Below are 11,708 nucleotides of genomic sequence, written 5' to 3' on the forward strand. Positions count from 1 at the left end.
TCGGTGGTGTAGTTATCCCAGAACCATTCCATCATGCCGCGGGTCAGGAAGTGGCCTTCGGCGAAATGGTTGTAGGACGCGTTGTTGAAGTTGGCGTCGGTTACTGGCCACAGCAGCACCTGGGCGCGCAGTTTCGGCGTACCGGCTTCCTTGGCCTTGATGGCGACCACGGCAGCCATGTTGCCACCGACGCTGTTGCCGGCCACCGCCAGGCGCGAGCCGTCGACACCGATCTGGCTGCCGTTGTCGGCCACCCATTTGGTGGCGGCATAAGCCTGGTTGATCGCGGTCGGGTATTTGGCTTCTGGCGACGGCGTGTAGTCGACATAGATCGCGGCTGCGCCGGAGCCCACCACCAGGTCTCGGATCAGGCGTTCGTGGGTCGGATAATCACCCAACACCCAGCCACCGCCGTGGAAGAACATGAAGCCCGGCAGAATGCCGCGAGCACCTTCAGGACGTACCACCTTGAGGGTGAGTGACTGGCCATTCACCTGGATTATCTTGGTGTCCACGATGATGCCGGACAGATCCACCTCGACACTGGCCTGAGCGCCCACCAGCACGGCGCGGGCGTCTTTCGGCGAGAGGGTTTCCAGCGGCTGGCCACCACCGGCTGCCAGGGCATCGAGGAAGCCCTGGGTGCTGTGCTCCACGCCGGGGCTGCCGGCGGCGAAGCTGCTGTTGATGGCCAGGGCGAGCAGCCCGGCGGTCAGAGTGCGAGAAATGTTCATGGTCAAACTCCTTTCGATCAATTGGGCTGCTGGCTGTCAGTTCTGGTTGGTGCAAACGCTGGAAAGTTGCTCGTAGCTGAGGGTTTCCACCTCACCCGCACTGTTGCGGTAGGTCATCTTTGCCGTGACCACTTCGCACTGGGTGCTATTGGGCACGTCGATGGAAATCACCTTGGCGATATCCAGGTTCTGGCCGTAGCGGTAGGGCGTGGCCTCGGCACTGTGGGCCAGGGTGGTGAACGACGCGCTGAGAGCGATGGCGGTCAGTGCGGTGGCGGACAGGGTGCGGGTTTTCATGGTGGTTCTCCTCTTGGCGCCGCGCTCGGGCTATGGCTGCGAGCGCTGGCTGCTATCTGTCAGACGATGGTCAAAGTGACGTCGATGTTGCCGCGGGTGGCGTTGGAGTAAGGGCAGACGATGTGCGCGCGATCCACCAGGGTTTGCGCGGCGTCGCGCTCCAGGCCGGGCAGGCTGATGCGCAGTTCCACTTCGATGCCGAAACCGGTGGGGATGGCGCCGATACCGACGGTGCCTTCGATGAAGGTGTCAGCCGGGATGCTCAGCTTGTCGCGGGCGGCGACGAATTTCAGGGCGCCGAGGAAGCAGGCGGAGTAGCCGGCGGCGAACAGTTGTTCCGGGTTGGTGCCGTTACCGCCGGCGCCACCGAGTTCTTTCGGGGTGGTCAGGGCGATGTCGAGGATGCCGTCGGAGGAGACGGCGCGGCCTTCACGGCCACCAAAGGCTTCAGCGGTTGCACGGTAGAGAACGTTTTCGATAGTCATGGCGGTGATCCTTTTAGGTAATGTGATGATGGATTGGTTCGCTAATGTCTTGTGCGCCAACCGTTTCCATGGAGCGAAATATAATGCGCAAAACATTGGTGCGCAAGTTAAATACTAGGAAGATTTGGTTATAGGACTTTAATTTTTAGGAATAAGTAGGTGTGGCGGGGCGTTTAGCGGTGCTTGCTCAGCGAATCAAGGGTACGGAAGGGGCAAGAAGCGTCGTCCGGACGTCACGAGCCTCGGTATGGATATGCCGGGGTGGACGAATAATCACGCCAAAGCGCGTATGAAGGGAATCGTGCAGCATTGCACTGCACACGGGGCTTTCAGCATCCGGCGATGGGCTGGCTAATCAGCGAAAGGCGATGGGCGTTGGCATCGCCAGAGATCAGAGTGCGTCTTGCAGATGCCCGCGCAGTTCGATCAGGTCGTCACGCAGCTTGGTCAACTGGTCAATGCTCAGCGCGGAAGCCTTGAGGATGCAGGCAGGCAGTGCCTTGGCCTGCTCGTGCAATGCACGCCCCTTGTCGGTGAGATGCAGCTGCACCACGCGTTCATCCTGACTGCTGCGTTGACGTTGCAGCAAACCTTCGCTTTCCAGGCGCTTGAGCAATGGTGTCAGCGAACCCGGGTCGGTCAGCATACGTGCGCTGATCTCGCTGACGGTGATGCCCTCGTTTTCCCACAGCACCAGCATGGCCAGGTATTGCGGATAGGTGAGACCGAGCGCCTGCAGCAGCGGTTTGTAGGTCTTGGTCATCATCAGCGAGGTGGAATAGAGGGCGAAGCAAAGCTGGTTATCCAGCATTAGCTCGGCGCAGGGTTCCACTTGGGAGGTCATGGCATTGGCCTATAGGGGTGGTTGGCGGTGTCGGCAAGTGGTGCGGGGGCAGCCCGCACCTGAACGCATCAGCCGCAGGATACGCGGGTGATCACTCGCTGATCATCGACGTTGAGGTTAAGGCGTTGACCATTGTATTCCAAGGTCACCACGCTGTTGGGCGTCAGTATCCGCGCCGTGCTGGCACCCGCCTGCTGACGCGCCTGTTCGAGCAGCTCCGACGTTGCGGTCTTGCCCTTGAGATTTTCGACTGCAGAAGAGTTGCAGCCCTGACTGGTGTCGGCAGGCGTGGCTGCCGGTTCGGATTTTTCGGCAGTGCTGCTGCAGCCGGCTGCGAACAGGGCAGCGGCGAGAATGAGGCTTAAACGAGTCTTGGGATTCAACGCTGTGGGCTCCTTTTCCATAGATGTAGCGCTCATTGCGTGCCCTCCAGGCGTGCAAGGCGCTCTTCGAGTGCTGCGATACGCATTTCCAGTTCGACCAGACGATCCTCGTTAGGTGCCACGGCTTCGCTACGTGCAGCCGGGCGGTTGGCCAGGAGGCTTTCCAGGTCGGCGGATTCACCCAGCAAGTGCATGTAGCGATCCTCGCGCTGGCCGCTCTGGCGTGGCAGCAGTACGACCAGGCCGCGAGCGATCAGGCGCTCCAGCTGATGTTGCACTTCGGCCACATCGTCGAAGTCATGCATGCGGTTGCTGCGGGTAAGCAATTCATTGAGGGTCTGCGGGCCGCGCAGTAGCAGCAAACCGAGCAGCACCGTCTGCGGCTTGACCAGCTCCAGCTGCTTGTCGCAGCGCTGCTCCCAGCGGTCGGCGCGGCTGCCCATGACCAGGTGCGCCAGGCCGCGACCTTCCAGACTGCGCAGATAACGCCCGACTTCGCCGGTTTCCAGGTTCATCAACGGCTCGCGACTGGTCTTCTGATTGCAGGCCAACTGCACTGCGTTGAGCGTCAGCGGGTAAGTTTCCGGCGTGGTCAGCTGCTTCTCGATGAGGCAGCCGAGGATGCGCACTTCGACGGCGTGCAATGGGGTTTCACCAACCAGCGGGGAGGGGGTGTGCGACATGGATCGATCCTGGCAGAAAGAACTGGCGTAGGTTAACGGCATCCGTGCTCAGCGGACAGGCTGCAATGTGTGTTCGAGCATGTCCAGGCTGGCGCTGAGCACCTGCTGGCGAGCGTCCTGGCTGACCATCATGCGTGCCAGCAGCAGGCTGCCCAGGCACTGCGCAAGGATGCTCCAGGCCAGTTGTGGATCACCAATGATCTCGGCCCAGGTTTGCTGCAATTGCACGATCTGCTGCTCGGTGCGCTGCCTCACGCTGTCGTCGGCGCGGGCGATTTCTGCGCCCAGTGCGGGCAATACGCAGCCTTTGTCCGGTTGCTCGACGTGCGCCAGGCTCAGATAGGCTGCCAGGCAGCGTTGCAGTTTGTCGCGCCCGGCGTCACCCGGCTCAGCGCCCAGGCGGTTCAGGCTGTTACGCAGTTCCCGTTCGACCAGTTCGGCGAACAGCGTGTCCTTGCTTGGGAAATGACTGTAGAAAGCCGCACCTGACAGGCCTATGGTCTTCATCAGTGCATCCACGCCGGTCACGGCAAAACCCTGCTGCTTGGCAATGGCGGCGCTGTTGGCGAGCAGGCGCTCGCGGGTTTCGGCTTTGTGCTCGGCGGAATAGCGCATGAGATACCGTTGTGTGCTGGCTTGACCCATGCGCAAGCGTAGCATAACGTTCGTTAGGCTAACGATCGTTAGTCAATGGAGAGGCCCATGAACGAAAACAAGAAGGTCGCCTTGATCATCGGAGCAGGTGATGCCACTGGTGGCGCGATTGCCCGGCGTTTCGCCCGTGAGGGCTATGTCGCCTGCGTCACCCGGCGCAGCCTGGATAAACTACAGCCACTGCTGGAGAGCATCCGCCACGAAGGTGGCGAGGCGCATGGTTTCGCTTCCGATGCGCGGCGCGAGGAGCAGGTGGCTGAGCTGGTCGAGAGCATCGAGAGTGACATCGGACCGATCGAGGTGATGGTGTTCAACATCGGCGCCAACGTGCCGTGCAGCATCCTCGAGGAAACCGCGCGCAAGTATTTCAAGATCTGGGAGATGGCCTGCTTTGCCGGCTTCCTCACCAGCCAGGCTGTGGCCAAGCGCATGGTCACGCGCGGGCGCGGCACCATCCTGTTTACCGGTGCAACCGCTGGCCTGCGCGGCGCTGCCGGATTCGCCGCCTTCGCCGGCGCCAAGCACGGCATCCGCGCGCTGGCGCAGAGCATGGCGCGTGAGCTGGGGCCGCTGAATATCCATGTCGCCCATGTGGTGGTGGACGGCGCCATCGATACCGACTTCATCCGCGACAGCTTTCCCGATATCTATGCCAGGAAAGGGCAGGATGGCATTCTCAACCCCGAGCATATCGCCGACAGCTACTGGTTCCTGCATGCCCAGCCGCGCGATGCCTGGACCTTCGAGCTGGACCTGCGTCCGTGGATGGAGCGCTGGTAATCCACGCCATTCGACAAGCACAACAACGAGCGAGTGAACTGATGAGCAAGACGGTAGAGTTCTTCTTCGACCTGGGCAGCCCGGCGTCCTACCTGGCCCATACCCAGCTGCCGGCGCTGTGCAGTGAGTGCGACGCCGAGCTGGTCTATCGGCCGATGCTGTTGGGCGCGGTATTCCAGGCCACTGGCAACGCCTCGCCGGCGATGATTCCGGCCAAGGGACGCTACATGCTGCGCGATCTGGCACGCTTCGCCGAGCGCTACGGCGTACCGATGCGCTTCAATCCGCATTTCCCGATCAACACGCTGACCCTGATGCGCCTGCAGGTGGCGGTACAGCTGCATCAGCCCACGCGCTTCAACGATGCCTTGCTAGCGCTGTTTCAGGCGATCTGGGTTGACGGTACCAACATGGGCGATCCGGCCAGAGTGGCCGAAGTGGTGACGGCGGCCGGCTTCGACGCCCAGGCGTTGCAGGCGCAGATCGCCGAACCGGCGGTGAAAGACGCGCTCAAGGCGACTACCGAAGAAGCGGTGAAGCGCGGCGTATTCGGCGCACCGACCTGCTTCGTCGGCGAAGCAATGTTCTTCGGTCAGGACAGGTTGGATTTCGTTCGTGAGGCACTGACCGGCTGATGCCTGGCACAATGACCGAATTGTTTTCCGGCCAGCCGAGCGACCGATGAACCCCGAAGCGCTGAAACTCCTGGTGACCCGCCGCATGCCTTACGGCAAGTACAAGGATCGGCTGATCGCCGATCTGCCGGGGCACTACCTCAACTGGTTCGCCCGCGAGGGCTTCCCCAAGGGCGAGCTGGGCCAGTTGCTTGCGCTGATGCAGGAGATCGATCACAACGGTTTGAAGCCGTTGCTCGATCCGTTGCGCGACCGTTCGTAGTCCGGATAGAGTCCGGGGCGATTCCGATCTCTCTCCCGAATTTCATCCGGGCTACGTCTGGGTTGCCGTTAGTGCCAATTGCGGCCGTGATCCAGCTTCTGATCCACCAGCCATTTGCCATGGGCGATGGAGGCGTGCTGGGCCTTGCTCAGGTCATCCATGAAGGCGTAGTCCAGCGGTAGCGTCTGACGTTTGCTGGTATTTCCGCCGGGGTCGGTGATTTGGCAACCACCGGCCCAGGGCGTGGGCAGGCCGGGATGTTCCATGACGCTGGCATGAATGACGTGATCGCGATGGGTGCAGGTAAGCGCGCTCATGAGGCCACCTCGTAAACCAAGGCGCCGCCCTCGGCGTCGACGCTACACCGAGGTTCCAGCCGGGAGCCGGTGGCGGCGCCGTGTGGATGAGTGGTGCGTCTGTTCCTCTACCTTAGTTCAGATGTCGCGGCCGCGAGCGTTGCCCGACAAACGTGTGCGTTAGCAGCGAGCGAGGGTGCAAGTCGCCGTCCGCTGGCGTAGGGCAATATTGCGCAGCTCGGCCGGTGCTGCAGGCAGCGAACGCGGCGCAAGTCGAAAGCGCTCGGAAGGGCGCAACCGGCGACCAGCGATCGCAGGCTGCGCCAACATGACGACTAGGAGGCGTTGCGGCGCAGCTCGGCCACTTCGCTGCGCAGGGCGCGTAGCTCGTCGAGAATCGCCTGTTCACGGGTCGCTGCAGCTAGCTCCACGGCATTCGGCTCGTGAGTGCTCTGCATGGCGTTGACGATCACGGCGATGAACAGGTTGAGCATCATGAAGGTGGCGATGAGGATGTAGGGCACGAAGAACAGCCACGCCAGCGGATGCTGCTCCATGATCGGGCGGACGATGCCCATCGACCAGCTTTCCAGGGTCATTACCTGGAACAGGGTATAGAGGCTGGCGCCGATGTTGCCGAACCACTCAGGGAAGCTCTGGCCGAAAAGCTGGGTGGCCATCACCGCGGCGACATAGAACACCAGCCCCATCAGCATGACGATACTGCCCATGCCCGGCAGCGAGGCGAGCAGGGCCTGCACCACTTTGCGCATGCTCGGGTTGATCGACACCAGGCGCAGAACTCGCAGTACGCGCAAGGCGCGCAATACGGCGAAGGGGCCGCTGGCCGGCACCAGGGCGATGCCGACCACCAGGCAATCGAACACCGCCCAGGGATCGCGCAGCAGACCGATGCCTCGGGCGGTAAAGCGCAGCGCCAGCTCGATGACGAAGCAGGTGAGGATCAAGGTATCGAGGATCAGCAGCGGCTTGCACCAGTCGGCCACGATCCATGGCGAGGTCTGGAGGCCGAGAATGTCGGCATTGATGATGATCAGCAGAGTAATCAGGCGTTGTACGGACGTGCCGTCCATGAGAGCGCCCAGGCGCTGGCGCCAGTCACTGGTTGGATTCAGTTCGAGTTCGTGCATGGGAATCTGGCTATGGCTGGGTGATGCCGGGCAGCGCCCGGCTGAGGCGAGCGCCCGCTTTCGGCTGTGCGATTGGCGGGCGCGACTGCTCAGCGATCGCCGAGTGCGAAGGCCGTCAGGGTGAAGGTGGGGATGCCGGCGTCCTGCAGCTTCCGCGAGCCACCCAGTTCGGGCAGGTCGATGATCGCGGCGGCCTCGAAGACGCTGGCACGCATGCGTCGCACCAGGTTGGCGGCGGCGATCAGGGTGCCGCCGGTGGCGATCAGGTCATCGAAGATCAATACCGAGTCGCCTTCGCAGAGACTGTCGGTATGCACTTCGAGAAAGGCTTCGCCGTATTCGGTCTGGTAGCCCTCGCTGAGTACGTCCGCCGGCAGTTTGCCCTGCTTGCGGAACAGCACCAGCGGCTTGTTCAGTTCGTAGGCGATGATCGAGCCGATCAGGAAACCGCGGGCATCCATGGCGCCGATATGGCTGAAGTCGGCCTCGACATAGCGCTGGATGAAGCTGTCGGCGACCATGCGCAGGGCACGTGGCGACTGGAACAGCGGGGTGATGTCGCGAAAGATCACGCCCGGCTCGGGAAAGTCCGGTACCGGGCGGATCAGGGTCTTGATGCTGAATTCGTCAAAGATCATCGTGGGGTCCTAATGCGTTGAGCCCGCGAATATCGTACGAGCTCAAACGTCGAGATTGCCACCGGCCAGGGCGCACAGCTCGATCGGATCGAGAATGTGCACTTCCTTGCCTTCGGCTTCGAGCAGCTTGTTCTGCTGGAAGCGGGTAAATACGCGAGACACCGTCTCTACCGCAAGGCCCAAATAGTTACCAATTTCGTTGCGCGACATGGCCAGGCGGAACTGGTTGGCCGAGAACCCACGGGCGCGGAAGCGCGCCGAGAGGTTGACCAGGAAGGTGGCGATGCGCTCGTCGGCGGTCTTTTTCGACAGCAACAGCATCATCTGCTGATCGTCGCGGATTTCGCGGCTCATGATGCGCATCAACTGGCGGCGCAGTTGCGGCAGCTGCAGGGCCAGGTCATCGAGGCGCTCGAAGGGAATTTCGCAGACCGAGGTGGTCTCCAGGGCTTGCGCCGAAACCGGATAGCGTTCGCCGTCGACGCCGGACAGGCCGACCAGTTCGCTGGGCAGGTGGAAACCGGTGATCTGCTCCTCGCCGCCATCGCTGAGGCTGAAGGTCTTCAGCGCGCCGGAACGCACGGCGAACACGGAGCCGAAGGTATCGCCCTGGCGGAACAGGAACTCGCCTTTCTTCAATGGGCGGCCACGCTTGACGATATCGTCGAGCGCGTCCATGTCCTCCATGTTCAGAGAAATGGGCAGGCACAAGGCAGCCAGGCTGCAATCCTTGCAATGGGCTTGATGCTGCGAACGCAGCTTGATGCTCTCGGACATCGTTGGGCTTCCCGGTATACACGCAATGACCGTAAGGGTACCGCAGGGTTTGCGTGACGACCAGCCATATGCGGGGCTGACCGGGCGCTCAAGTTTGACGCTCCGGCGCCGACACAGTCGGTAGAGCCATAGTCCAATGCAAGGAGCAGCGCGCAATGCGTATCCAATCCAGCAGCCCGCTGAGCAATCTAGCTCAGAGCGTTCAGCGACAATACACCGCAGCCGAGCGCAGCCCGGAAGAAGTACGTGAGGGTCTGCGCGTGAGCCTTTCCGAGCTGGGCAAAAACATGTCGGCCAAGCCCGACAAGAACGAGGATATCGACAAGAGCGAGCTGCCGCAGGCGATCAGGGATCTGCTCAAGATGATTCGTGAGTTGCGCGCGCAGATTGCCGAGAAGCAGGCGCAGATCGACGCGATCATGAGCGATCAGAGCCTCGATGCGGAGGCCAAGCGCCAACAGCTCGACGGGCTGCAGACCGAACTCGCTTCGCTCACCGGTGCGCTGACCTCGGCCAACGCCAATCTGATCAAGCTGATGCGCGAGAGTGGCCTTTCCAGCGAGCAGATGCAGGCGGCGACCACGCTGGCGATGAGTTGAGACGTCGGCCCGTGACGCAGTGCATCCGTCACGGGCGCTGATTTTCTGGCTCAGATCACACGGGAAAAGCGCTGGCGCACCTGGTCGTTGAGATAGCGGTCGAACAGCATGCATAGCGAACGCACCAGCAGACGCCCGGCCGGGCGTACCTCGATCCCCCCCGCACTCAGCTCGATCAGGCCATCGCGGTGAAGCTGTTCCAGCTCCGGCCAGAGCGCCGCGAAGTACTCATGGAATACCACGCCGTAGGCCTGTTCGATGCCGGCGAAGTGCAGGTCGAAATGACAGATCAGTTGCTGGATCACGGCGCGGCGCAGGCGGTCGTCTGCATTGCAGTGCAGACCGCGACGGGTCGCCAGCTGGCCGTTGCCCAGGGTCTGCTGGTAGACATTGATGTCGCTGTCGTTCTGGCTGTATAGATCGCCGATCTGGCTGATGGCTGACACGCCCAGGCCGATCAGGTCGCAATGGCCATGGGTGGTGTAACCCTGGAAGTTGCGTTGCAGAGTGCCTTCTTCCTGGGCGATGGCCAGCTCGTCGTCAGGCAGGGCGAAGTGGTCCATGCCGATGTAGCGATAACCGGCGCGTGTCAGTTGTTCGATGCTGTTCTGCAGCATGATCAGCTTGTCGGCCGGACTGGGCAGATCGTCGGCGCTGATGCGTCGTTGCGGCATGAAGCGTTCGGGCAGGTGCGCGTAGTTGAACAGCGACAGCCGATCCGGCTGCAGTGCGATAACTTCGGCAACGGTGCGGGCGAAGCGCTCCGGGGTCTGCTTGGGCAGGCCGTAGATCAGGTCGATATTCACCGAGCGGAACTGCAGGGTACGCGACGCCTCGACGATGGCGCGGGTTTCCTCAAGGGTCTGCAGGCGATTGACTGCACGCTGTACCTCGGGGTCCAGGTCCTGCACGCCGAGGCTGACGCGGTTGAAGCCCAGTTCGCGCAGCAGGCCCATGGTCGACCAGTCGGCCTCGCGCGGATCGATTTCGATGCTGTAATCGCCGGAGTCGTCATCCAGCAGGTTGAAGTGCTGGCGCAGGTGCTGCATCAGACGGCGCAACTCATCGTGGCTGAGGAAGGTCGGCGTGCCGCCACCGAAATGCAGCTGTTCGATCGGCTGGCTCTTGTCGATGTGGCGACTGACGATCTCGATTTCCCGCTCGAGCTTTTCCAGGTAGGGCAGGGCACGACCGCGGTCCTTGGTGATCACCTTGTTGCAGGCGCAGTAGTAGCAGATGTGCGCGCAGAAAGGGATGTGCACATACAGCGACAGCGGACGCCCGGCCTTGCGGCTGTCGCGCAACGCATGCAGCAGGTCGAAGGGGCCGATGGCGTCATGGAACTGTACGGCGGTCGGGTAGGAGGTGTAGCGCGGGCCGGCGAGATCGTAGCGGCGGATCAGGTCGGCATCCCACTGGATGGCGTCTTGCATGGGAAATAATCCTGGACAGGCTTTGCGGCCAGTCTAGGGATGCTGGAGCGCAACGACCTTGACCTGTATCAAGGGCGCGTAGGGGTACGGTGCGGTGGCATAGCTTCGTAGCCCGGATGCAATCCGGGGCACCTTGCTCCCGGATTGCGTCCGCGATACCTGTCAGTGCCCCATCAGCCAATGCTGGTGCGGCCCTGGTAGGGTCCAGATGCCGAACAGGATGACCAGCAGGCCGCCAGCCATGCGCACGCCGCGTTTGCGCAGCAGAGTGGTGATGCGCTCTGCAGCCAGCCCGGTGGCCAGCAGAACCGGCCAGGTACCCAGGCCGAAGGCCAGCATCAGCAGCGCGCTGTCCACTGCATTGCCCTGGCTGGACGCCCACAGCAGCGTGCTGTAGACCAGGCCGCACGGCAGCCAGCCCCATAGTCCGCCCAGCACCACGGCCTTGGGGATGCTCGTGACCGGCATGAAGCGCCGTGTCAGCGGCTGGATATGCCGCCACAGGCCGCGTCCCAGCGCTTCGATACGGGTCAGGCCAGTCCACCAGCCAGCCAGATACAGGCCCATGGCGATCAGTAGCAGTGCAGCCAGCGTGCGCATGACCACCTCGGCCTTGCTGCCGGCAATGGCCCAACCCGCCAGCCCGAGAAGCAGGCCGGCCAGGCTGTAACTGAGAATGCGCCCGAGGTTGTAGGCCAGCAGCAGTTGCAGGCGTCTGCTGCGTTGCTCGGGCGGAATCGCCAGGGTCAGTGCGCCCATCAGGCCGCCGCACATGCCCAGGCAGTGCCCCCCGCCGAGCAGGCCGAGAATCAGTGCCGACACCAGCAGCGGCGCCAATTCAAGCATCGGGCTTGTCCTGCTTGCTGTGTTCCCCGGCCTGCTCGATGCCGGCCTTGTGCAGCGGATCTTCATCGTCGAACAGGATGCTGTGGGCCGGCCCGTCCAGGTCGTCGTACTGGCCGCTGTCTACCGCCCAGAAGAACAGCCAGATGGCGAAGCCGACCAGGCCGATGGCGACGGGAATGAGGATATAGAGGGCGGACATGCGGTCTCCATG

The 11,708-nt window shown here is 62.4% G+C and carries 18 protein-coding genes; 4 read left to right on the forward strand and 14 right to left on the reverse strand.

Annotation, left to right across the window (positions count from 1 at the left end; translation table 11 throughout):
- From B3P22_RS14345 to B3P22_RS14375, 7 genes are all read right to left on the reverse strand, one after another.
- A partial coding sequence (locus B3P22_RS14345) for an alpha/beta hydrolase (protein WP_296271431.1) occupies window positions 1-734 on the reverse strand: 734 nt, incomplete at its 3' end.
- Between the two features lie 36 nt (window positions 735-770).
- On the reverse strand, window positions 771-1,031 hold the full coding sequence (locus tag B3P22_RS14350; protein WP_296271432.1) for a DUF2790 domain-containing protein: 261 nt from the start codon (window positions 1,029-1,031) through the stop codon (window positions 771-773).
- Between the two features lie 59 nt (window positions 1,032-1,090).
- Window positions 1,091-1,516 (reverse strand): organic hydroperoxide resistance protein, encoded by a 426-nt coding sequence (locus tag B3P22_RS14355; protein ID WP_090336184.1) that lies wholly within the window; start codon window positions 1,514-1,516, stop codon window positions 1,091-1,093.
- 391 nt (window positions 1,517-1,907) lie between these two features.
- Complete coding sequence (locus tag B3P22_RS14360; protein WP_197856310.1) at window positions 1,908-2,360, reverse strand: MarR family winged helix-turn-helix transcriptional regulator; 453 nt, start codon at window positions 2,358-2,360, stop codon at window positions 1,908-1,910.
- 68 nt (window positions 2,361-2,428) lie between these two features.
- Window positions 2,429-2,743 carry an I78 family peptidase inhibitor gene (locus tag B3P22_RS14365; protein ID WP_197856523.1) on the reverse strand — a complete coding sequence of 105 codons (315 nt, stop codon included), beginning with the start codon at window positions 2,741-2,743 and terminating at the stop codon, window positions 2,429-2,431.
- A gap of 32 nt (window positions 2,744-2,775) precedes the next feature.
- On the reverse strand, window positions 2,776-3,426 hold the full coding sequence (locus tag B3P22_RS14370) for a YceH family protein (RefSeq protein WP_275544846.1): 651 nt from the start codon (window positions 3,424-3,426) through the stop codon (window positions 2,776-2,778).
- A 48-nt stretch (window positions 3,427-3,474) separates the two neighbouring features.
- Window positions 3,475-4,041 (reverse strand): TetR/AcrR family transcriptional regulator, encoded by a 567-nt coding sequence (locus tag B3P22_RS14375; RefSeq protein ID WP_296271433.1) that lies wholly within the window; start codon window positions 4,039-4,041, stop codon window positions 3,475-3,477.
- 87 nt (window positions 4,042-4,128) lie between these two features.
- On the opposite strand from B3P22_RS14375, the gene B3P22_RS14380 reads away from it, so the two are divergent.
- From B3P22_RS14380 to B3P22_RS14390, 3 genes are read left to right on the forward strand one after another with little or no spacing between them, the layout of a single operon-like run.
- Window positions 4,129-4,860 (forward strand): SDR family oxidoreductase, encoded by a 732-nt coding sequence (locus tag B3P22_RS14380; RefSeq protein ID WP_296271434.1) that lies wholly within the window; start codon window positions 4,129-4,131, stop codon window positions 4,858-4,860.
- Between the two features lie 41 nt (window positions 4,861-4,901).
- Window positions 4,902-5,495, forward strand: coding sequence for a 2-hydroxychromene-2-carboxylate isomerase (locus B3P22_RS14385; protein ID WP_296271435.1), 594 nt, complete (start codon window positions 4,902-4,904; stop codon window positions 5,493-5,495).
- A gap of 46 nt (window positions 5,496-5,541) precedes the next feature.
- Window positions 5,542-5,757 (forward strand): DUF3820 family protein, encoded by a 216-nt coding sequence (locus B3P22_RS14390; protein ID WP_047587460.1) that lies wholly within the window; start codon window positions 5,542-5,544, stop codon window positions 5,755-5,757.
- A 68-nt stretch (window positions 5,758-5,825) separates the two neighbouring features.
- On the opposite strand, the gene B3P22_RS14395 is transcribed toward B3P22_RS14390, so the two are convergent.
- The 4 genes from B3P22_RS14395 to fnr all read right to left on the reverse strand — a co-directional run bounded on the left by B3P22_RS14395 (window position 5,826) and on the right by fnr (window position 8,619).
- Window positions 5,826-6,074, reverse strand: coding sequence for a hypothetical protein (locus B3P22_RS14395; RefSeq protein ID WP_197856315.1), 249 nt, complete (start codon window positions 6,072-6,074; stop codon window positions 5,826-5,828).
- Window positions 6,075-6,388: 314 nt separating this feature from the next.
- Complete coding sequence (locus B3P22_RS14400; RefSeq protein WP_296271436.1) at window positions 6,389-7,204, reverse strand: ion transporter; 816 nt, start codon at window positions 7,202-7,204, stop codon at window positions 6,389-6,391.
- Between the two features lie 89 nt (window positions 7,205-7,293).
- Window positions 7,294-7,842 (reverse strand): adenine phosphoribosyltransferase, encoded by a 549-nt coding sequence (locus tag B3P22_RS14405; RefSeq protein WP_296271437.1) that lies wholly within the window; start codon window positions 7,840-7,842, stop codon window positions 7,294-7,296.
- A 42-nt stretch (window positions 7,843-7,884) separates the two neighbouring features.
- Window positions 7,885-8,619 (reverse strand): fumarate/nitrate reduction transcriptional regulator Fnr, encoded by a 735-nt coding sequence (gene fnr / locus B3P22_RS14410; protein WP_013715216.1) that lies wholly within the window; start codon window positions 8,617-8,619, stop codon window positions 7,885-7,887.
- Window positions 8,620-8,774: 155 nt separating this feature from the next.
- On the opposite strand from fnr, the gene B3P22_RS14415 reads away from it, so the two are divergent.
- Window positions 8,775-9,218 (forward strand): hypothetical protein, encoded by a 444-nt coding sequence (locus B3P22_RS14415; RefSeq protein WP_197856318.1) that lies wholly within the window; start codon window positions 8,775-8,777, stop codon window positions 9,216-9,218.
- A gap of 50 nt (window positions 9,219-9,268) precedes the next feature.
- On the opposite strand, the gene hemN is transcribed toward B3P22_RS14415, so the two are convergent.
- The 3 genes from hemN to ccoS form a co-directional block, all read right to left on the reverse strand.
- Window positions 9,269-10,651, reverse strand: coding sequence for an oxygen-independent coproporphyrinogen III oxidase (gene hemN, locus B3P22_RS14420; RefSeq protein WP_197856319.1), 1,383 nt, complete (start codon window positions 10,649-10,651; stop codon window positions 9,269-9,271).
- Between the two features lie 162 nt (window positions 10,652-10,813).
- Entirely contained in the window at window positions 10,814-11,497 is a 684-nt protein-coding gene (locus tag B3P22_RS14425; RefSeq protein WP_296271438.1) for a sulfite exporter TauE/SafE family protein, read from the reverse strand.
- Complete coding sequence (gene ccoS / locus B3P22_RS14430) at window positions 11,490-11,696, reverse strand: cbb3-type cytochrome oxidase assembly protein CcoS (protein WP_197856321.1); 207 nt, start codon at window positions 11,694-11,696, stop codon at window positions 11,490-11,492. The genes B3P22_RS14425 and ccoS overlap by 8 nt, the downstream gene beginning before the upstream one ends.
- Window positions 11,697-11,708 lie beyond the last annotated feature (12 nt).

Origin of the sequence: Pseudomonas sp. UBA6323 (assembly GCF_002439135.1) — a bacterium.
Taxonomy (GTDB): domain Bacteria; phylum Pseudomonadota; class Gammaproteobacteria; order Pseudomonadales; family Pseudomonadaceae; genus Aquipseudomonas.

Excerpts from the sequence above, each read along its gene's own strand:
- B3P22_RS14350 (WP_296271432.1), bottom strand. The coding sequence starts at position 1,031 with ATGAAAACCCGCACCCTGTCCGCCACCGCACTGACCGCCATCGCTCTC.
- B3P22_RS14355 (WP_090336184.1), bottom strand. The coding sequence starts at position 1,516 with ATGACTATCGAAAACGTTCTCTACCGTGCAACCGCTGAAGCCTTTGGT.
- B3P22_RS14360 (WP_197856310.1), bottom strand. The coding sequence starts at position 2,360 with ATGACCTCCCAAGTGGAACCCTGCGCCGAGCTAATGCTGGATAACCAG.
- B3P22_RS14370 (WP_275544846.1), bottom strand. The coding sequence starts at position 3,426 with ATGTCGCACACCCCCTCCCCGCTGGTTGGTGAAACCCCATTGCACGCC.
- B3P22_RS14375 (WP_296271433.1), bottom strand. The coding sequence starts at position 4,041 with ATGCGCTATTCCGCCGAGCACAAAGCCGAAACCCGCGAGCGCCTGCTC.
- B3P22_RS14380 (WP_296271434.1), top strand. The coding sequence starts at position 4,129 with ATGAACGAAAACAAGAAGGTCGCCTTGATCATCGGAGCAGGTGATGCC.
- B3P22_RS14385 (WP_296271435.1), top strand. The coding sequence starts at position 4,902 with ATGAGCAAGACGGTAGAGTTCTTCTTCGACCTGGGCAGCCCGGCGTCC.
- B3P22_RS14390 (WP_047587460.1), top strand. The coding sequence starts at position 5,542 with ATGAACCCCGAAGCGCTGAAACTCCTGGTGACCCGCCGCATGCCTTAC.
- B3P22_RS14395 (WP_197856315.1), bottom strand. The coding sequence starts at position 6,074 with ATGAGCGCGCTTACCTGCACCCATCGCGATCACGTCATTCATGCCAGC.
- B3P22_RS14400 (WP_296271436.1), bottom strand. The coding sequence starts at position 7,204 with ATGCACGAACTCGAACTGAATCCAACCAGTGACTGGCGCCAGCGCCTG.
- B3P22_RS14405 (WP_296271437.1), bottom strand. The coding sequence starts at position 7,842 with ATGATCTTTGACGAATTCAGCATCAAGACCCTGATCCGCCCGGTACCG.
- fnr (WP_013715216.1), bottom strand. The coding sequence starts at position 8,619 with ATGTCCGAGAGCATCAAGCTGCGTTCGCAGCATCAAGCCCATTGCAAG.
- B3P22_RS14415 (WP_197856318.1), top strand. The coding sequence starts at position 8,775 with ATGCGTATCCAATCCAGCAGCCCGCTGAGCAATCTAGCTCAGAGCGTT.
- hemN (WP_197856319.1), bottom strand. The coding sequence starts at position 10,651 with ATGCAAGACGCCATCCAGTGGGATGCCGACCTGATCCGCCGCTACGAT.
- B3P22_RS14425 (WP_296271438.1), bottom strand. The coding sequence starts at position 11,497 with ATGCTTGAATTGGCGCCGCTGCTGGTGTCGGCACTGATTCTCGGCCTG.
- ccoS (WP_197856321.1), bottom strand. The coding sequence starts at position 11,696 with ATGTCCGCCCTCTATATCCTCATTCCCGTCGCCATCGGCCTGGTCGGC.